This window comes from Cedecea sp. Ae19-4 (genome assembly GCF_059801165.1).
Genome location: NZ_JBCHWG010000001.1, coordinates 2,665,076 through 2,683,178 on the forward strand (window position 1 = coordinate 2,665,076; position 18,103 = coordinate 2,683,178).

15 protein-coding genes are annotated in these 18,103 nt (G+C 58.6%); 8 read left to right on the plus strand and 7 right to left on the minus strand.

Annotated elements, in window-relative coordinates:
* Positions 1 to 101 precede the first annotated feature (101 nt).
* From AAIE02_RS12590 to norR, 3 genes are all read right to left on the minus strand, one after another.
* Positions 102 to 860, minus strand: coding sequence for a molybdate ABC transporter permease subunit (locus tag AAIE02_RS12590; RefSeq protein WP_498532618.1), 759 nt, complete (start codon positions 858 to 860; stop codon positions 102 to 104).
* Complete coding sequence (locus AAIE02_RS12595) at positions 857 to 1,789, minus strand: extracellular solute-binding protein (RefSeq protein WP_008460339.1); 933 nt, start codon at positions 1,787 to 1,789, stop codon at positions 857 to 859. Before AAIE02_RS12595 ends, AAIE02_RS12590 begins: the two co-directional genes overlap by 4 nt.
* 95 nt (positions 1,790 to 1,884) lie before the next feature.
* On the minus strand, positions 1,885 to 3,426 hold the full coding sequence (gene norR, locus AAIE02_RS12600) for a nitric oxide reductase transcriptional regulator NorR (protein ID WP_498532619.1): 1,542 nt from the start codon (positions 3,424 to 3,426) through the stop codon (positions 1,885 to 1,887).
* Positions 3,427 to 3,647: 221 nt separating this feature from the next.
* Here norR and norV point away from each other — a divergent pair, with 221 nt between their 5' ends.
* Positions 3,648 to 5,099, plus strand: a complete 1,452-nt coding sequence (gene norV / locus AAIE02_RS12605) for an anaerobic nitric oxide reductase flavorubredoxin (RefSeq protein WP_008460343.1) — start codon at positions 3,648 to 3,650, stop codon at positions 5,097 to 5,099.
* Positions 5,096 to 6,235, plus strand: a complete 1,140-nt coding sequence (norW, locus tag AAIE02_RS12610; RefSeq protein ID WP_498532620.1) for an NADH:flavorubredoxin reductase NorW — start codon at positions 5,096 to 5,098, stop codon at positions 6,233 to 6,235. Before norV ends, norW begins: the two co-directional genes overlap by 4 nt.
* Positions 6,236 to 6,617: 382 nt before the next feature.
* Here norW and AAIE02_RS12615 read toward each other — a convergent pair whose 3' ends face one another.
* Positions 6,618 to 7,697 carry an oxidoreductase gene (locus AAIE02_RS12615; RefSeq protein ID WP_498532621.1) on the minus strand — a complete coding sequence of 360 codons (1,080 nt, stop codon included), beginning with the start codon at positions 7,695 to 7,697 and terminating at the stop codon, positions 6,618 to 6,620.
* A gap of 176 nt (positions 7,698 to 7,873) precedes the next feature.
* On the opposite strand from AAIE02_RS12615, the gene AAIE02_RS12620 reads away from it, so the two are divergent.
* From AAIE02_RS12620 to AAIE02_RS12635, 4 genes are read left to right on the plus strand one after another with little or no spacing between them, the layout of a single operon-like run.
* Positions 7,874 to 9,379 carry a sugar ABC transporter ATP-binding protein gene (locus tag AAIE02_RS12620; RefSeq protein ID WP_498532622.1) on the plus strand — a complete coding sequence of 502 codons (1,506 nt, stop codon included), beginning with the start codon at positions 7,874 to 7,876 and terminating at the stop codon, positions 9,377 to 9,379.
* A complete protein-coding gene (locus AAIE02_RS12625) occupies positions 9,376 to 10,371 on the plus strand; it encodes an ABC transporter permease (protein WP_008460348.1) in 996 nt (331 codons plus the stop codon). Before AAIE02_RS12620 ends, AAIE02_RS12625 begins: the two co-directional genes overlap by 4 nt.
* Before the next feature lie 28 nt (positions 10,372 to 10,399).
* Positions 10,400 to 11,464, plus strand: coding sequence for a sugar ABC transporter substrate-binding protein (locus AAIE02_RS12630; protein ID WP_008460349.1), 1,065 nt, complete (start codon positions 10,400 to 10,402; stop codon positions 11,462 to 11,464).
* A gap of 11 nt (positions 11,465 to 11,475) precedes the next feature.
* Complete coding sequence (locus AAIE02_RS12635) at positions 11,476 to 12,714, plus strand: LVIVD repeat-containing protein (RefSeq protein ID WP_498532623.1); 1,239 nt, start codon at positions 11,476 to 11,478, stop codon at positions 12,712 to 12,714.
* Between the two features lie 396 nt (positions 12,715 to 13,110).
* On the opposite strand, the gene mtnK is transcribed toward AAIE02_RS12635, so the two are convergent.
* Entirely contained in the window at positions 13,111 to 14,310 is a 1,200-nt protein-coding gene (gene mtnK, locus AAIE02_RS12640; RefSeq protein WP_498532624.1) for an S-methyl-5-thioribose kinase, read from the minus strand.
* Positions 14,311 to 14,417: 107 nt separating this feature from the next.
* Here mtnK and mtnA point away from each other — a divergent pair, with 107 nt between their 5' ends.
* A complete protein-coding gene (gene mtnA, locus AAIE02_RS12645; RefSeq protein ID WP_498532625.1) occupies positions 14,418 to 15,443 on the plus strand; it encodes an S-methyl-5-thioribose-1-phosphate isomerase in 1,026 nt (341 codons plus the stop codon).
* Positions 15,444 to 15,546: 103 nt separating this feature from the next.
* On the opposite strand, the gene AAIE02_RS12650 is transcribed toward mtnA, so the two are convergent.
* Positions 15,547 to 16,089, minus strand: coding sequence for a 1,2-dihydroxy-3-keto-5-methylthiopentene dioxygenase (locus tag AAIE02_RS12650; protein ID WP_008459357.1), 543 nt, complete (start codon positions 16,087 to 16,089; stop codon positions 15,547 to 15,549).
* Positions 16,086 to 16,769 carry an acireductone synthase gene (gene mtnC / locus AAIE02_RS12655; RefSeq protein ID WP_336709027.1) on the minus strand — a complete coding sequence of 228 codons (684 nt, stop codon included), beginning with the start codon at positions 16,767 to 16,769 and terminating at the stop codon, positions 16,086 to 16,088. The genes AAIE02_RS12650 and mtnC overlap by 4 nt, the downstream gene beginning before the upstream one ends.
* A 149-nt stretch (positions 16,770 to 16,918) precedes the next feature.
* Between mtnC and AAIE02_RS12660 the strand changes: the two genes are divergently transcribed.
* Positions 16,919 to 18,079: a methionine aminotransferase gene (locus AAIE02_RS12660; protein WP_494492671.1), complete on the plus strand. Its 1,161-nt coding sequence runs from the start codon at positions 16,919 to 16,921 to the stop codon at positions 18,077 to 18,079.
* The last annotated feature ends 24 nt before the right edge of the window (positions 18,080 to 18,103 follow it).

Genomic DNA, 18,103 nt, shown 5'->3' on the forward strand with positions numbered 1-18,103 from the left:
TGGAGATCCTCAAATGATTTAACCCGCCCTGACTATGGCTCAGCCCGCGCCACTTCAACACGACAGCGACACGACATCAACCCGACAGCAACCTGACAGCCCTAATGCGCCGCTTTTCGCCGGGCAAAAGCAAAGCAGATAATCGGCAGAGGCAAAGTGAACAGCAGCAGCAGCCATACTAAAGTATAAACCGCATCCACGCCGTCGTTTTGCAGATTGGTATACAGCTTGACGGGGATCCCCTGAGGGAAATAGGCAAAAATCATCACGATGCCAAATTCACCGATGGCCCGAACCCAGGCCACGGCAAGCGCCGACGCAAGTCCCGGCGCGGATATCGGCAAAGCAAGGCGCAGGAAGCGCTGCCAGGGCGAGGCCCCGAGCGTGCGCCCGGCTTCAAGGATCTCTTTCGGCACCGCGGCAAACGCGGAACGGGCGGCGGTAATAAAGTAAGGCAGCGCGCCGTAAACCTGAGCCAGCACGAAAGCCCCGGGGTTATTCACCAGCGTCAGCCCGAAGCGGGACAGCCACTCCCCCGCCAGGCTATACGGCCCCCAGGCGGAAATCAGCAAAATCCCCATCGCCAGCGGCGGCGTAAGCAGGGGAAGCAACACCAGTGCCTCAACCAGCAGTCGACGCCGGCCTTTGGCCCAGGCCAGCCACCATGCCACCGGCAGCCCCAGCGCGACAACAATCATCAGCGCCAGGCCGCCCAACCCAAGAGAAACGGCAATCGCGCTACCGTCTCCCCAGGCCAAATGAAACCCGTGCCACGGCGTGACGCCCAGCAAAGTCGCAAACGGAATCGCCAGCAGAAGCAGTGCCGGGAGCGACAGCCACATTGCCGGGCTACGCATCATTGCGCGTAAATCGCCTGGCCTTTAGGTGCCGCATAGCCATTCGCTTTAAACAGCTTCTGGCCTTCGGCGCTGCGCATAAAGTCGATAAACTTCTGCCCCTGCGGCACGCCGTTCGGGGCGTTTTTCAGCACGGCAGCGTAATAGACCAGCGGCTGGGTATGCAGCACCTGATCTTTCCCGGCGCTGTCCTTGATGGTGAAGCTCACGGTGTCGTACCACTGTTTGGCTTCATCAGGGTTGCTGAGGTTGATCTCATCCGGCAGCGCGATGTACGGCAGTTTGGCGGAAATCACTTCGCTTTCGTACCCGGCGGCGGCGTCAACCTGCCCGCTCTCCAGCCGCGTCAGCAGGCCACCTTCCAGGCTGACCTGGGCAGGGTTTTGTACTTCCCCCATCACCTGCTTCGCCACGCCCGGCTGCTGGTAATATTTTTCCGCCAGCAGCAGCGTAAAGACAATATTCTGCCCTTTAGGATCGTTATACGGATCGGTACGGCCAAACTTCAGCCCCGGCGTCGCCAGCACTTTCAGCCAGCTGGCGTCTTTTCCGTTCGCGGCGGCAAACTGCGGCGCGTATTTTCCTTTCGGGCTATAGGCGATAACCATGCTGGTGCTGGCCACCGGCACGGCATCGTCAATCAGCCCGGCATCTTTCAGGATTTGCATAGGGCCAGGGGTGATGGAGACAAACACATCGGCGGTAATTTTCTTGCTGGCGAGCAGCCGCGCCATTCCGTAAGCGCCTTGCCCCTGCCCCTGGTAATCACCGTGGTTTTCTTTCGCGAAGGCCGGACCGAGGGACTGGTCCATGACCTTGCCCATCGAACCTGCATAGGTGACGCGAATATCGGCAGAAGCCAGCGCCGAAGCGCTGAAAAGAAGTGAGCAAAGCGCCAGGGCGCCCGCGCTGCGTGCTGAAGTCAAAGCCATAGCATCCTCGTTATATATAAAAATACACAGCGATTATCCGCGCCGCTTCGCCGCTAAACAACGAGTTTGTATGATGAATTTATCTGCGGTTGAAGTTAAGAGGTACTCCCTTGGGGTGATTTCACTCCCAGCCGCTTCGCCAGCCGGTGGAGGTTGGCCACATCGACGCCGAGCTGCCGGGCGCTGGCCGCCCAGTTATTGCCGTTACGGGCAAGCGCTTCCCTAACCTGGCCGCGCTGAAACGCATCGGTCGCTTCTCGCAGGCTGGCAAAAGGGTTTTCTACGGGTGGCGTTTCTGGCTCGTGGGCTACCACATCCAACTGGCCAGCAAGCTGGAAATGTTGAGGCTGAAGCACAAGCTCGCCCTGTGGGTAACCGGCGCGGGCCAGCACAATCGCGCGATAAATGGCGTGTTCCAGCTCGCGGATATTTCCCGGCCAGCCATACTGCGCCAGAAGCATCCGAGCCGATTCACTCAGCCCAACCTGTTTCAGCCCCATCTTCACGCGGCTTTGCTCGCAGAAAAAACCGGCCAGCAGCGCAATGTCCTCTCCCCGCTCGCGTAACGGTGGAATGTGCAGCGGAAAAACGCTCAGGCGGTGAAACAGGTCGGCGCGAAACTCGCCGGCCAGTACCTGCTGGCGCAGATCGCGGTTAGTCGCGGCCAATACCCGAACATCCACGCGCTGGCTGCGATCGTCCCCTACCCGCTGAATATCACCGTACTGCAACACGCGCAGCAGCTTGGCCTGCAGCGCCAGCGGTAATTCACCGATTTCATCGAGAAACAGTGTGCCGTTATCCGCCATTTCAAACTTGCCGGTACGGTGATGAATCGCCCCGGTAAAAGCGCCCTTCACATGGCCGAACAGCTCACTTTCCGCCACGCTTTCCGGCAGCGCGGCGCAGTTAAGGTAAACCAGCGGACTTGCCACCCTGGCCGATCCGGCGTGAATCGCCCGCGCCACCAGCTCTTTCCCCACGCCAGTCTCGCCGGTGATCAGCACGTTCAGATCGGAACTGGCAACGATATCAATCTCTTTTTTCAGCTGGATGATGCCCGGCGAGCGGCCAATCATCTCCCCGGCGGCCTCCCGCGCAATAGCGGGCTGTACCGTGCCTTCCGGCGTTTGTTTTTCAAGCTGTTCCAGCAGCAAAGCATTGTTCAGCGCCCCGGACGCCAGTACGCCAATCAGCCTGAGCTCCTCATCGCTGAAGCTGTCGAACTGATAAGGATCCATGCCGTCCACGGTCAGCGCCCCGATGAGCGTCTGGTCGGCAAACAGCGGCAGCCCCAGGCAGGCGTGAACTTTGAGTTCTTCATGGTCTGGAATCAGGCCGTCATACGGGTCGGGCAGCTCGCTGTCGGCCGGGAAACGCACCACGTCACCCGCGCGGGCAATGGCCTCCAGTCGCGGATGAGCGTCCACGGCAAAGCGCCGCCCCAGCACATCGAGGGCAAGGCCGTCTATCGCCAGCGGGTAAAAATGCCGCGACTCGTAGCGCAGCAGCGCCGTGGCATCACCGCCGAGCAGCTTTCTCAGGGTTCGGATAACGCGGGTAAAGCGATCGGAATGGCTGATGCCGCTCTGCAGTTCGATTGCAATGGCGGCGAGAGAAGACATCGACAGGCTCATAGGGAGGCTCCTGGAACGCGAGGCGTTCAGCTTACGCCTGAGTAGTCAAAATGACAAACATCAGAGTCATTATGACCAAAAACAAAAATGTCATTATGACAATAAAAAAGAACACAAAAAACAACAAATAATTAAAAATCAATAAATTATAAAACTGGCACGATACTCGCAATAACACCGTCATTGAAGTACTTAACGCTATGACATCAATGAGGTTCTCAATGGCTATTCAGGTTAAAAACAACATTCAATGGGTTGGGCAACGTGACTGGGAAGTGCGTGATTTTCACGGCACGGAATATAAAACGCTACGCGGCAGCAGCTACAACAGCTACCTCATTCGCGAAGAGAAAACTGTCCTGATCGACACTGTGGACCACAAGTTCAGCCGCGAGTTTGTGCAAAACCTTGAGCGTGAAATCGACCTTAACACGCTCGACTACATCATTATCAACCACGCGGAAGAAGACCACGCGGGGGCGCTGACCGAGCTGATGTCACGCATCCCGCACACGCCAATCTACTGCACCGCCAACGGCATCGACTCCATTAATGGTCACCACCATCACCCGGAGTGGAACTTTAAGGTGGTGAAAACCGGCGACAGCCTGGACATCGGCAATGGCAAACAGCTGATCTTCGTTGAAACGCCAATGCTGCACTGGCCGGACAGCATGATGACCTATCTGACCGGCGACGCGGTGCTGTTCAGCAACGACGCCTTCGGCCAGCATTACTGCGACGAGCATCTGTTTAACGACGAAGTGGATCAGACCGAGCTGTTCGAACAGTGCCAGCGCTACTACGCCAACATCCTGACGCCATTCAGCCGCCTGGTAACGCCAAAAATTACCGAAATCCTCGGCTTCAACCTGCCGGTGGAGATGATTGCCACTTCCCACGGCGTGGTCTGGCGCGACAACCCGACGCAAATCGTTGAGCTGTACCTGAAATGGGCCGCCGATTACCAGGAAGACCGCATCACGCTGTTCTACGACACCATGTCGAACAACACCCGCATGATGGCGGACGCCATTGCCCAGGGCATTCACGAAGTTGACCCGCGCGTGGCGGTGAAAATCTTCAACGTGGCACGCAGCGATAAAAACGAAATTCTGACCAACGTGTTCCGCTCCAAAGGCGTGCTGGTCGGCACCTCCACTATGAACAACGTGATGATGCCGAAAATCGCCGGGCTGGTGGAAGAGATAACCGGGCTGCGCTTCCGCAACAAACGCGCCAGCGCCTTCGGCTCCCACGGCTGGAGCGGCGGCGCGGTCGATCGCCTTTCCACCCGCCTGCAGGACGCCGGGTTTGAAATGTCCCTCAGCCTGAAGGCGAAATGGCGTCCGGACGGCAACGCCCTGGAACTTTGCCGCGAACACGGTCGCGAAATCGCCCGCCAGTGGGCGCTCTCCCCGCTGCCGGTGGCTCAGGCTTCAATCACCGTCGCTCCGCTAGCCGAAGAAGCAAAAGCAGAATCCACCGGCGCCGACCTCGGCCCCCGCATGCAGTGCAGCGTTTGCCAGTGGATTTACGATCCAGCGCAGGGCGAACCGATGCAGGCCGTTGAGCCAGGCACGCCATGGAGCGAAGTGCCTGACAGTTTCTTGTGCCCTGAATGTTCGCTGGGCAAAGACGTCTTCGACGAACTGGCAACGGAGGCCAAATGAACAACGGCATTGTGATAGTCGGCTCAGGCTTTGCCGCCCGCCAGTTGGTGAAAAATATCCGCAAACACAGCGCAGAGGTGCCCATCCGGCTGATTGCCGCCGACAGCGCCGACGAGTACAACAAACCGGACCTGAGCCACGTCATCAGCTTAAACCAGCGGGCCGAAGCGATGACCCGCCAGCAGGCTGGCGCGTTTGCGGAGCAGTTCAACCTGACGCTGCACGCCAATAGCTGGGTCAGCAGCCTTGACCCAAAAAATAAACGGGTCAACTGCGGCGAGCAGCAGTGGCGCTACGACAAGCTGGTGCTGGCGACCGGCTCTGCCGCCCTGCTGCCGCCCGTTGCCGGCAAAGAGCTGATGACGACGCTCAACAGCCAGCAGGAGTATCAGGCCTGTGAAGCCCGGCTGCGCGACGCCCGGCGGGTGATGATCCTCGGCGGCGGGCTGATCGGCAGCGAGTTGGCGATGGACTTCTGCCGTGCGGGCAAAGAGGTTGTGCTGGTGGATAACGCCAGCCACCTGATGGCGTCGCTGCTTCCGGCAGAGGTTAGCGGCCGACTGCAATCCCGCCTGAACCAGATGGGCGTCGAGCTGCTGTTCAACCAGCGTCTGGAAGCGGTGAGCCAGGCGGAGTCAGGGCTGTGCGCCACGCTTAACAACGGACGTGAGCTGCAAGTTGATGCGGTAGTGTCCGCCATCGGCCTGCGCCCGAACGTCGGGCTGGCGCAGCATGCAGGACTTGAGGTTAACCGGGGCATCCTGGTGAACAGCCAGCTGCAAACGTCTGACCCGGATATTTACGCCCTCGGCGACTGCGCAGAAATCGATGGCAAAGTGCTGCCGTTCCTGCAGCCGATTCAGCTCAGCGCCATGACGCTGGCGAAAAACCTGCTCGGGGCGAGCGACGCGCTTTCCCTTCCGGCGATGCTGGTCAAGGTGAAAACGCCGGAGATGCCGCTGCACCTGGCCGGAGAAACCCACCGCCGCGACCTGACCTGGCAGATTAGCGCCAGCCCGCAGGGGCTGATTGCCAAGGGGATGGACGCTGCACAGCAGCTAAGGGCGTTTATCGTCAGCGAGGAGCATATGAAGCAGGCGTTTAGTTTGGTGCGGGAGTTAACTTCAGCGCCTTAAGCCTGGCCGTTTCTATGCAAACATGGCTAAAGTCCCGTTCACCTTAAGTAAAGTTTTATATTTTGCCACCGCGTCGATGAACGTCTCAGGGGAGTCACCGTCACTCCCCTGAGAACCCGGACTCCCGGCGAAATAAATCGACCGCTGAAGCGGCAGACCTCCGTTTTATCTCCCAGTCCTGGGTCGGCTGAGATGCGTTCCCGACGCTCTCAGCCTCCGGCCGTTCCCGACGGCCGGACCCTGGCCAGTCGGAGAGAAAACGGAGGCGATTTAAGCCGGAACCGTGCCTCGCTTTACGACTAACGTTGTCCTCAACCACGACGTCGCTTCTGGTTTTTCCCCTCTCCCCTGTGGGGAGAGGGTTAGGGTGAGGGGCAAATCTTTACAACGCCTCAACTTTCTCCAGCGCCGCCAGCAAACTCTCCGGCGACAGCGCCACCGGCAGCGCATGAATCGACTCCCCGGCCTGTAAAGTACGGGCAATCACCTTATCCAGGTCGGCACGATTATGGATATCCACATCCAACTGCGCCAGTTTTGTTGGCAGATTGAAACGCTTATAGGCCTGCGTCAGCTGCGCCAGAACATCGTCCTGCCCCAGCAGTGCGCTCTGTACCAGAATCCCGTAGGCCACTTTCGTGCCGTGCAGGAAGCGGTCGGTTTGCGGCAGCGTCGTCAGACCGTTATGGACGGCATGCGCGGCGGCAACGCGGGTGTAACGTTCGCCCAGGCCACCCACCATCCCGCCCCCGGCAATAATCGCCTCGACCACGTCCAGAAACGCCTGACTTAACTTGCCCTGGCGCTGATCTTCCAGCGCTTGTTCGCTGCGCTCCAGCAAAACATCGCGGATCGCCAGCGCCGCACCAATACCGAGGCGCACGGTCAGCGGCAGATTTTCCGGCTGCGGGCTAAGCACCACCGCTTCGTACCACTTCGCCAGCGTGTCACCGACGCCGGCCAGCAAATATTCCTGCGGCGCACGCAGGATAATTTCCGGCTCCACCAGCACCAGATGGTTAGCATCGTTGAAAATCTCGAAGCGCAGCGCCTGGCCGGCGTCGTTGTACCACACAGACAGCGGCGTCCAGGCCGCACAGGTTGCCGCGATGGTCGGGATTGCCACCACTGGCGCATTCAGCCGACGAGCAACCACTTTGACCGTATCCAGCAGCGCTCCACCGCCGAGGCCGATCACCACCTGACGTTCACCAGACTCCGCCACCAGCCTCTGCACGTCGCTTTCGCTGCAGTGCCCACCAAACTGAATATGCTTCGCGCCGGGCAGCGAAAACGCCGTCGGCAGGAAAGGCCGGGCCGCCGCAAACGCGCGTTCGCCGTAGATCCAGACTGCGTTATTCAGCTGATCTTCGCTGTAAAACTCAGTCAGACGAGCAAGGCTGCCGGGGTGTGAATAGTAATTCGCGGGGCCGGTAACCACGCGGATAGCGGTGCTGGTCATGATGCATTTCCTTTTCTTCGCTGGCGGGATATATTCTATGCCGATGATATGTCCAGACATCTGGACGGCTAATATCATTTTGCTTTATCTTATGTCTTTTCGTTCATTGCCCGCAACCCAGAAGGCCGTTAAAAATTCGACAGATCAATTCATTAAACCCGGAAGTCGCCGCCGCTATGACCACGCTTAACCGCCTTGAGATGCGAGAAATCTCTATCGCCTTCGCGGGCTTTAACGCGCTGAGCCAGGTGAATTTCCGGCTGGAGGGCGGCTCGGTACATGCTTTAACCGGCGCAAACGGCGCGGGTAAATCCACGTTGATGGCGGTGCTTTCCGGCGCGCACGAGGGTTACCAGGGCGAAATCCTGATCGACGGTGAAACGGTGACGATCCGCAACCCGCGTGACGCCAAACTGCTGGGGATCCATCTGGTGCAGCAGGAAGTGGACGTTGCCCTGGTGCCGGGCCTGAGCGTGGCGGAAAACATCATGCTCGATAAGCTGGCCGAAACGGGGCATGTCTACCGCTGGTCGAAAATTTACCGGCAGGCTCGAGAAGCGCTGGCGCAGCTCGACGTAGAGATCGACGTCAAAAAACGTATTGAGCAATGCACCCTGGCGGAAAAACAGCAAATCCTGCTGGCGCGGGCGCTCTCACATCATTGCCGCTTTCTGATCCTCGACGAACCCACCGCCCCGCTGGACAGCCAGGAAAGCGAGCATCTTTTCCGCGTCGTGCAGCGACTACAAAGCGGTGGTATTGGCGTGGTGTTTATCTCCCACCGCATCCATGAACTGAAAGCCATTTGCGACCAGATGACGGTGCTGCGCGACGGCAAGCTGGTGGACAGCGGCCCGATGGGGCATCTCAGTGGCGAAGAGATTGTAGAGAAAATGCTGGGCCACCAGCTGGACGACATTTATCCCCCTCACCGCCCGCCGGTTGAGGGCGACACGCTGCTGGCAGTGGAAGGTCTGCATGACGATGTGCTGCTGCGCGACATCTCGTTACGCCTGCGCAAAGGCGAAATTCTGGGTATTGCGGGCCTCGCCGGAGCGGGGAAAACCGAGCTTTGCAAAGCGCTGTTCGGCGCCACCCGCAGCACGCTTGATCGCGGCGAATTAAAAGGCAAGGCCTGGCGCCCGACCGACCCGGCGGATTCCGTCACTCGCGGCGTTGTGCTGGTGCCGGAGGAGCGCCGCAAAGAAGGCATTTTTATCGACGAGTCGGTCACCATGAATCTCGCCGTCAGCGCCGACAGCCAGTTTACCCGCTGGGGGCTGTTCGACTACCGCAAAGCTAAGCACTGGGCGGAGGAGACCATTCAGCAGTTGGGCATTCGCACCAGCGGCCCGGCGCAAGCGCTGCGCCGCCTGTCCGGCGGCAATCAGCAAAAAGTGGCCATCGGCAAATGGCTGCGCAACGAAGCCGACGTGCTGATTTTTGATGAGCCAACCAAAGGCGTAGACATCAAAGCCAAAACCGACCTCTTCGTGCTGATTGACAAGCTGGCCCGTCGTGGCAAAGGGGTGATTTACGCCTCGGGCGAATTTGCCGAGCTGGTCGGGCTGTGCGATCGCATCTGCGTGCTGTGGGACGGGCGCATCGTCGCTGAGCTGGACGGCCACCAGGCTACCGAAGAAACCTTATTACTCTACTCCACCGGAGGAACCCCCGCGTGAGCAAAGCATTATCCCTTAAGGCCAGCGCGTCAGGCCGCCAGCAGTTCTTTGACTTTCTCTACAAATGGGGGATGTTGCTCACCGTGGTGGCCCTGGTGGCGCTGTTCGGCATCGCGTCCGACAGTTTCCTTGAGCCGAACAACATCATCAATATTCTGCGCTCCATCGCCATCGTGACGGTGATCGCCATCGGCGTGTCAATCTCGCTCACCGTGGGCGGGTTTGATTTGTCCGTCGGCTCGACCGCCTCGCTGGCAAACGCGCTGGTGATTTCGCTGTTCGTCTGGCACGGCTTCGGCACCACCGAAGCGATTCTTATTACCCTGGTGCTGTGCACGCTGGTCGGGCTATTCAACGCCTTCCTGATCGTGGTGCTGAAAATTCCCGACATGCTTGCCACGCTTGCCAGCCTGTTTGTGATTCAGGGCGTGGCGATGACCTACAGCTACGGTGGATCGATCACCGAAAACATGGTGCTGCCGAGCGGCGACATGGCGGAAGGGACGATTCCCGCCGCCTTTGGCCTGCTCGGGCAGGTGCCGACCATCGTCATCATCATGCTGGTGGTCACGCTGGTCGCACAGCTCGCGCTCTCTCTGACCAAACATGGCCGCCGGATGTACGCCATCGGCGGCAACCCGGAGGCGGCTCGCCTGTCCGGCATTCGTACCACCCGTTACCGCGTGGCGGCCTACGTGCTGGCCTCGCTGCTGGCAGGTTTGGGCGGCATCCTGCTGGCCTCACGTATTGGCTCTTCACAGGTTAACGCCGGTGGCGGCTACCTGATGGATGCCGTGGCTGCCGCCTGGATTGGTTTCTCTCTGGCAGGTTCCGGTAAACCTAACGCGCTCGGCACGCTGGTAGGCGCGGTGATTCTGGGCGTGCTGCAAAACGGGCTGGTGATGCTCTCCGTGCCCTATTACGCGATGGACATTATTAAAGGCCTGGTGCTGGCTGCCGCGCTGGCAATTACTTACATACAACGACGCTAAAACAACAACTTCACACAGGGTAACGACCATGAAAAAACTGACAACTTCGCTGCTGGCGCTTAGCCTGCTTGCCGCTCTGCCGGGCCACGCCGCTACGCCATCGCCGGTGCCGGAAAAAATCGCCGCCCACGACGGTCCAATCCGCATCGCCGTGATCCGCAACCTGGGCTCCGACGACAACACCACGCAGTTTGTCGCAGGTGCGGTTCAACAGGCTAAAAAGCTGGGCTTCAAGGTCAGCACGTTCCTGAGCAACGGCGACGACGCCCGCTTCCAGGACTTTGTGAACCAGGCGATCAGCCAGAAGTATGACGGGATTATTCTTTCTCAGGGTCGCGATCCTTACTCCACCGAACTGGTGAAAAAAGCCGTAGCCGCAGGCATTGCGGTGTCGGTCTTTGATACCGCCGTAAACGGCACCATTCCCGGCGTGACCGTCACCCAGCAGGACGACGCCTCGCTGACCAGCCTCTCCTTCGGCCAGTTGGTCAAAGACTTCAACGGCAAAGCCAACATCATCAAGCTGTGGGTGGCCGGTTTCCCACCGATGGAACGCCGCCAGGCGGCCTATCAGGAACTGCTGAAAGCCAACCCGGGCATTAAAGAGCTGGAGTCCATCGGCGCGGTTTCTTCCGACGTGCAGGGCGACACCGCCAACAAAGTGGGCGCAGTGCTGGCGAAGTACCCGAAAGGCAAAATCGACGCCATCTGGGGCACCTGGGATGCCTTCAGCCAGGGCGCCTATAAAGCGCTGCAGGAAAACGGCCGTACCGAAATTAAGCTCTATAGCATCGACGTTTCCAACCAGGACATTCAGCTGATGCGCGAAGCCAACAGCCCGTGGAAAGTCAGCGTGGCGGTCGATCCGAAGCTGATCGGTGCCACCAACGTGCGCCTGGTGGCCTACAAGATCGCCGGGGAACAAACGCCTGCGACCTACGACTTTAAAGCCGCAGCCATTCCGCAGGCTCTGCTAGCCAGCCAGCCTGGCCCGGTCAACGTCACTTCGTTGGGCAAAATCATTCCAGGCTGGGGCCAGACCGACGACTTTATCGCGCCGTGGTTCGCCACGCTCGAAGCGAAAAATAAATAAGGAGTTCCGCAATGGCACTGCCACAACCCGAATACAGCCGCAATATGCGGCTGATCGGCCATAGCGATCAGGGAGGAAAACCGGACGGCGTGCAGCTAATGGTGCACCGGGGCTATGCGTATATCGGCCATATGGTGTCGCAGGGCTTTTCGATTGTGGACGTCCGCGATCCTAAAAACCCGAAAGCGGCGGGTTTCGTGCCCGCGCCGCCGGGTACCTGGAATATTCACCTGCAGGCGCACGACGACCTGCTGCTGGTGATTAACGCCCGGGATCTGTTTGCCGACGTGCGCTTCGCCGATGAGAAGGTTTACTACACCAAATCGGTTGGCGAAACGGTTCGCGACGTGCAGGACAAAGGCTGGAGCGCCGGATTACGCATTTTTGATATCTCCACGCCGGATAAACCCAAAGAAATCAGCTTCCTGTCGCTGAGCGGTATCGGCATCCACCGCTGCTGGTATGTGGGCGGCCGCTGGGCCTATGTTTCCGCGCTGATCGATGGGTTTAGCGATTATATCTTCCTGACTATCGACCTCGCCGACCCGCGCAATCCGCAGGTGGCAGGCAACTGGTGGCTACCGGGCATGAACACTGCCGCAGGCGAGCAGCCCACCTGGCCGGAAGGCAAACGCTATGCGCTACACCACGCGATTATCAGCGGCTACACGGCGTATGCCAGCTGGCGCGACGGCGGCCTGACGCTGCTGGACGTTTCCGATCGCACTCAGCCGCAGCTCATCAGCCACCGTAACTGGAGCCCGCCGTTTGGCGGCGGCACCCATACGGCGCTGCCGCTGCCGAATCGCGATTTGTTGGTAGTACTCGACGAAGCGGTACTGGACAATCAGGAGGACGGCGAGAAGCTGATTTGGCTGTTCGATATTCGCGACCCGTCGAACCCGGTCAGCATCTCCACGTTCCCGCAGCCGGATGAGATTGATTATGTGGCGAAAGGCGCGCATTTCGGCCCGCATAATCTGCACGAAAACCGCCCAGGTAGCTTTATCAGCGATACGCTAATTTTCGCGACGTATCAGAACGCTGGCGTGCGAGCCTACGATATTTCCAACCCGTACCGCCCGGTAGAAACAGGTGCGCTGGTACCTGCCGCCCCGGAAAAGATGATGGATACTCGCCCTGGACGCCCGCAGGTGATCCAGTCCTGTGATGTCTTTGTCGACGCTCAAGGGATTGTGTACAGCACGGATTATAACGGCGGGTTGTCGGTTATTGAGTATTTGGGGTAGTTTGCCTCAAAGAAGCAATTTCTTTGCCATTGATAATTTTTATGCAGATATGGATGAAATTCCGTTCACTTCCAGTCCTGTTTTATAGGTAACCCGGCATAGGTGAACGTCTCAGGGGAGTCACCGTCACTCCCCTGAGAACCCGGGCTCCCGGCCAAATAAATCGACCGCTGAATCGCGAACGACCCCGAATATTTGGGTGATAGCCGGTGGGTTTACCGCTTCAGCGGCGATGAGCTCGCCGGGCGCCGGGGGTTGTCAGGGAGATGGCGTTATCTCCCTGACAACCCCCGGTGCGGTGGCTGCATGTAAATTTGTGCTTGAGGTGAACGGAACCTTTCGCCAGCCCCTCATAGAAGAGATTAACGGTTGAAATAAATTTTGAGGCAGAGAAACTCACCCCTTCTGCCGAACCCTCGCAATAAACTCATCCACCGAATTCACCTGCCCGGCGATCAGAATCAAAAACTTGCCCAGCTCAATAGCGTGGCTGACGCAGGCCAGGCGCGCCGCCTCATCCTCAATACTTTCCAGATCGGCAACGTGCGACAAACCAACCGAGCGGCGAATCAGTTCGGTGCCGCAGAAGCCTACCGCATCAACCCACACTTTTTGCAGGTAGTGCTCAACGTAGCCTTCCGTTGCCAGCGCCGCGTCGCGTGTTTTCTCGCGGGCAAGCGCCGTAAAGCGCTCTGAGAAGCTCAGCCACAGTTCCTGAATATCCTTCAGGCGCTGTTCACGCTGGCTGGCTGCATCCCGTGGACCAAAATGCCCCGGCAGCGCGCAGTAGTTCAGCAGCAGGTTGCCGATGGCGGTCCCAAGATCAAACCCGGCCGGGCCCACGTAACCAAATTCAGCGTCGATCGCTTTCAGGCTACCTTCCGCAACGAAAATCGACCCGCTGTGGATGTCGCCGTGCAGCAGCGCTTCCGCGCTGGAAAAGAATTTATGCTTCAGCAACGCCACGGCCAACTTCAGGTCGCTGTCGCTTCGCAGCGCGGCAACCTGTTCTTCCAGCGCGGCCGGGTAGTTATTTCGCTCGTGGATCTGATACGGATCGTTAAAGAACAGATCTTCTGTGATTTCGCACATTTCCGGGTTGATAAAGCGGGCAACCAGCGCCTTCTTATCGTGCGGATGCAGATAAAAATCTGACGTGTGGAACAGTGCTTTTGCCAGATACTCACCAAGCTGGCTGGCCGCCTGAGGATAATACACGCCCTTCACCAACTCGCCGCGCCAGATGCGATGGCTGGAGAGATCTTCCATCACCATCACCGCCAACTCTGGGTCGTAATGCACCACGTTGACCGTGTGCTCCGGGCTGTGCTGGTAGTGCTCCACCAGGGTTTGCGCCTCAAGGCGAGCGCGATCCAGCGTCAGCGGCCAGGACTCGCCCACGCAGCGCACATACGGCAGCGCCTGCTTCACGATAGTCCGGCTGACGCCATGATTATCAAAGATTTTAAACACCAGATTGAGGTTGCCGTCGCCCACTTCCTGCGCCTCCACCAGCTCAGACGGCGTCTGCAGCCCGCCAAACTGTTGAGCATAGGCCACTGCGTCAGCGGCGGTAAAAGTGCGGTATTGCGACATGGCGATCCTCTCAGAAAATAAAGTCAATTAAGACGTTTGGACGTCTATACATCTGGAAGTCATGTTGGCACAATATACCGCAACAACGCAACATGGAATTAACACGAATGCATAATTTAAAAACCACCAGCCTGGAAGTGCGTGATAACCAGCTTTGGATCCTTGATCAGCAGGCGCTGCCGCAGCAGAAAAACTGGCTCCCGGCGCACACCGTGTCACAGCTGGTCGCGCATATTCACGCCCTCAGCGTACGCGGCGCGCCGCTCATCGGCCTTTCCGCCAGCCTGCTGCTGGCGCTGTTGGCGGAGCAAGGGCTGACAAAAGCTCAGCTCGCTGAAGCCCTGGAAACCCTGCGGGCGTCCCGCCCGACGGCGGTAAACCTGATGAATAACCTCGACCGCATGAAGCAGGCGCTGGCTCAGGAAAATGTTGTGGCTGCGCTCGAAGAAGAGGCGCTGCGGCTGGTGGCAGAAGATAAAGTGCTGTGCGATAACATCGCCCAGGCGGGCGCGGCGCTGGTTAAACCCGGTAGCCGCCTGCTGACCCACTGCAATACCGGCGGGCTGGCTACCGCAGGCATCGGCACCGCGCTGGGCGTTATTCAGCGGGCATTTAACGAAGGGAACGTCGCCAGCGTTTGGGTGGACGAAACCCGCCCGCTGCTGCAGGGCGGCAGGCTAACGGCGTGGGAATTAGGGGAGCTGGGTATTCCTTACCAGCTGATTTGCGATTCCATGGCCGCCAGCCTGATGGCGAAAAAGCAGGTGGACGCCATCTGGGTGGGCGCGGACCGCATCGCCGCGAACGGTGACGTTGCCAATAAGATCGGCACCTACAGCCTGGCCGTGCTGGCGCATTACCACGGCATTCCATTCTACGTTGCCGCGCCTCATACCACGCTCGACAGAAATTGTCCGAACGGCGAAGCCATTCCGATTGAGCAGCGTGCCGCCAGTGAAGTGACCGGCGTGGCGGGCAGCTTTGGCAGCGTGCAGTGGGCGCCAGACAACGCAAGCGTGTATAACCCGGCGTTTGACGTTACCCCGGCAGAGTTGATTAGCGGCTGGATTTTGGATACGGGCGTGGTGACGCCGGAACAGGTTCGGGATGGGGTATTTTTACCGAAGAAATAATGCCCCTCATTCTGACCTTCTCCCCAAAGGGGAGAAGGAATAGAACGCACTACAGATTCACAATTTTCCCCCTCTCCTTTGGCAGGAGAGGGTCAATCTCAGCCTACGGCAAGCGTGGATAAGCATCCGCAATCGCATCGCCGGTAAAGTGCGCCACCCAGCCTTCCGGGTTATCAAAAATACGAATCGCGGTGAAATGCGGCTCGGACCCCATATCAAACCAGTGCGGTGTCCCGGCCGGGACGGAAATCAGGTCGTTCTTCTCGCAGAGGATCTGATACACCTTGTCGTCCAGATGCAGGCAGAACAGCCCCGCGCCTTCGACGAAGAAACGTACTTCATCTTCGCCGTGGGTATGTTCAGACAGGAATTTAGTCCGCAGCACGTCTTTCTGCGGGTTGTCCGCCCGCAGGCTGATCACATCCCAACTCTGATAGCCCTTCTCCGCCACCAGCTTGTCGATAGCATGCTGATAAGCGTGGATCACCGTTTCCGGCGTTGGGTCGTTGCCTAAATCCTGGTTCGCTTCCCAGCGTTCAAAACGCACGTCTTTGGCGTTCAACTGCTCGCGAATTTCTTGCGCGTCCGTGCTGTGCCATACCGGCTCCTTTGCTTCGGTATCGGTAAAAATGGTCAATGCGCTCATGAAGAAAACGACTCCAGATTAATGTGGTCGAAACGGTTTACCTGGCGATGGCGGCTGACGTCATCCGCCTCGCCGCGAATAAGCTGCACGGTTTGCCAACCGCCTTCCCGTGCAGCATCCAGCTCCTGGTGAATATCTGACAAGAACAGCAGCGACTCAGGTGCCACGCCGATCTCCGCCGCGATGTTGCGGTAGGACTGCGCTTCACGCTTGGCCCCTACGTGGGTATCAAAATAGCCGCTGAACAACTCAGTAATATTCCCGGCGTCGCTGTAGCCAAAAAGCAGCTTCTGCGCCGCCACCGAGCCGGATGAATAGACATACAGGGCAATACCCTGCTGTTTCCAGGCCTTGAGCGCGGGCAGAACGTCATCATAGAGATGGCCGGTGAAGTCTCCATTCACGTAGCCATCCCGCCAGATAAGGCCCTGCAGCGCTTTTAGCGCGGTAGATTTACGATCTACATCCATGAAGCTAAACAACGTCTCAATCAGCCGTTCAATATCCGCCTGCGGTTCATTAATTTCCGCCCGCAGGTCGTTGAGTATTGGGGCTATTTCATTTTGCTGCTCGCGAACAAAACCCGCGAGGCGTTCGCGGGCATACGGGAACAGGATGTTGTGCACAAAGCGAATGTCGCTGGTGGTGCCTTCAATATCGGTAACAATGGCGCGAATCATCATCTCTCCAGCCGTTAACGCTGCGTTATGTTGGCAACTGAGGTCATTATTATTTAGACGTCTAAGCGTCTTGATTGCTAAATCTTAACATCGTGTTATAGTCCCGGCAACACAGGGAAACACACGCACCACGTTAAGGTCGAAGAATAATGAGCCACTCCCCTTTGATTCCAGAAAGCAAACTGCCGGCGCTCGGCACCACTATTTTCACGCAAATGAGCGCCCTCGCGCAGCAGCACAATGCGATTAACCTTTCCCAGGGCTTCCCGGATTTTGACGGCCCGCGCTACCTGCAGGAACGCCTGGCGTTTCACGTCAGCCAGGGCGCAAACCAGTACGCACCGATGACCGGCGTGCCGGCCCTGCGCGAAGCCATCGCCGAGAAAACCGAAGCGCTGTACGGCCACAAGCCGGATGCCAATACTGATATTACGGTCACCGCTGGCGCCACCGAAGCACTTTATGCCGCCATCACCGCGCTGGTTCGCCCGGGCGATGAAGTGATTTGCTTTGACCCAAGCTACGACAGCTATGCCCCAGCCGTGACGCTTTCTGGCGGCATTCTGAAACGTATTGCTCTCCAGCCGCCGCACTTCCGCGTCGACTGGCAAGAATTTGCTGCCCTGCTGAGCGACAAAACTCGCCTCGTCATTCTTAACACGCCGCACAACCCGTCCGCTACCGTCTGGCGCAAAAGTGATTTTGCCGCGCTGTGGCAGGCCATTGCGCAGCACGAAGTCTACGTGCTGAGCGACGAAGTGTACGAGCATATCTGCTTCGACGAAGAAGGCCACGCCAGCGTGCTGGCCCACCCGCAACTGCGCGAGCGCGCTATCTCTGTGTCCTCTTTCGGCAAAACGTTCCATATGACGGGCTGGAAAGTGGGCTACTGCGTGGCACCGGCGGCCATCAGTGCGGAGCTGCGTAAAGTTCACCAGTACCTGACGTTCGCGGTGAATACCCCGGCGCAGCTTGCGATTGCCGACATGCTGCGTGCCGAGCCGGAACATTATCGTGAACTGCCGGAGTTTTACCGCGCGCGCCGCGACCGCTTTGTTGAAGCGCTGGCGGACAGCCGGTTTGAAATTCTGCCCTGCGAAGGGACTTACTTCCTGCTGGCCGACTACAGCGCAATCTCCGATCTCGACGACGTGAGTTTCTGCCAGTGGCTGACCAAAGAAGTAGGTGTGGCGGCAATTCCGCTGTCGGTGTTCTGCGCGGATGCTTTCCCGCACAAGCTGATTCGCCTGTGCTTTGCTAAGCAGGAAGCGACGCTGGACGCCGCGGCAGAAAGATTACGCCAGGTATAACGCGACATTCCCCGTCGGCGGACG

Coding starts and splice junctions, on each gene's coding strand:
- AAIE02_RS12660 (WP_494492671.1), top strand. CDS start 16,919: ATGAGCCACTCCCCTTTGATTCCAGAAAGCAAACTGCCGGCGCTCGGC.
- norV (WP_008460343.1), top strand. CDS start 3,648: ATGGCTATTCAGGTTAAAAACAACATTCAATGGGTTGGGCAACGTGAC.
- AAIE02_RS12590 (WP_498532618.1), bottom strand. CDS start 860: ATGATGCGTAGCCCGGCAATGTGGCTGTCGCTCCCGGCACTGCTTCTG.
- norR (WP_498532619.1), bottom strand. CDS start 3,426: ATGAGCCTGTCGATGTCTTCTCTCGCCGCCATTGCAATCGAACTGCAG.
- AAIE02_RS12615 (WP_498532621.1), bottom strand. CDS start 7,697: ATGACCAGCACCGCTATCCGCGTGGTTACCGGCCCCGCGAATTACTAT.
- AAIE02_RS12595 (WP_008460339.1), bottom strand. CDS start 1,789: ATGGCTTTGACTTCAGCACGCAGCGCGGGCGCCCTGGCGCTTTGCTCA.
- mtnC (WP_336709027.1), bottom strand. CDS start 16,769: ATGATTCGCGCCATTGTTACCGATATTGAAGGCACCACCAGCGACATT.
- AAIE02_RS12620 (WP_498532622.1), top strand. CDS start 7,874: ATGACCACGCTTAACCGCCTTGAGATGCGAGAAATCTCTATCGCCTTC.
- mtnA (WP_498532625.1), top strand. CDS start 14,418: ATGCATAATTTAAAAACCACCAGCCTGGAAGTGCGTGATAACCAGCTT.
- norW (WP_498532620.1), top strand. CDS start 5,096: ATGAACAACGGCATTGTGATAGTCGGCTCAGGCTTTGCCGCCCGCCAG.
- AAIE02_RS12635 (WP_498532623.1), top strand. CDS start 11,476: ATGGCACTGCCACAACCCGAATACAGCCGCAATATGCGGCTGATCGGC.
- mtnK (WP_498532624.1), bottom strand. CDS start 14,310: ATGTCGCAATACCGCACTTTTACCGCCGCTGACGCAGTGGCCTATGCT.
- AAIE02_RS12650 (WP_008459357.1), bottom strand. CDS start 16,089: ATGAGCGCATTGACCATTTTTACCGATACCGAAGCAAAGGAGCCGGTA.
- AAIE02_RS12630 (WP_008460349.1), top strand. CDS start 10,400: ATGAAAAAACTGACAACTTCGCTGCTGGCGCTTAGCCTGCTTGCCGCT.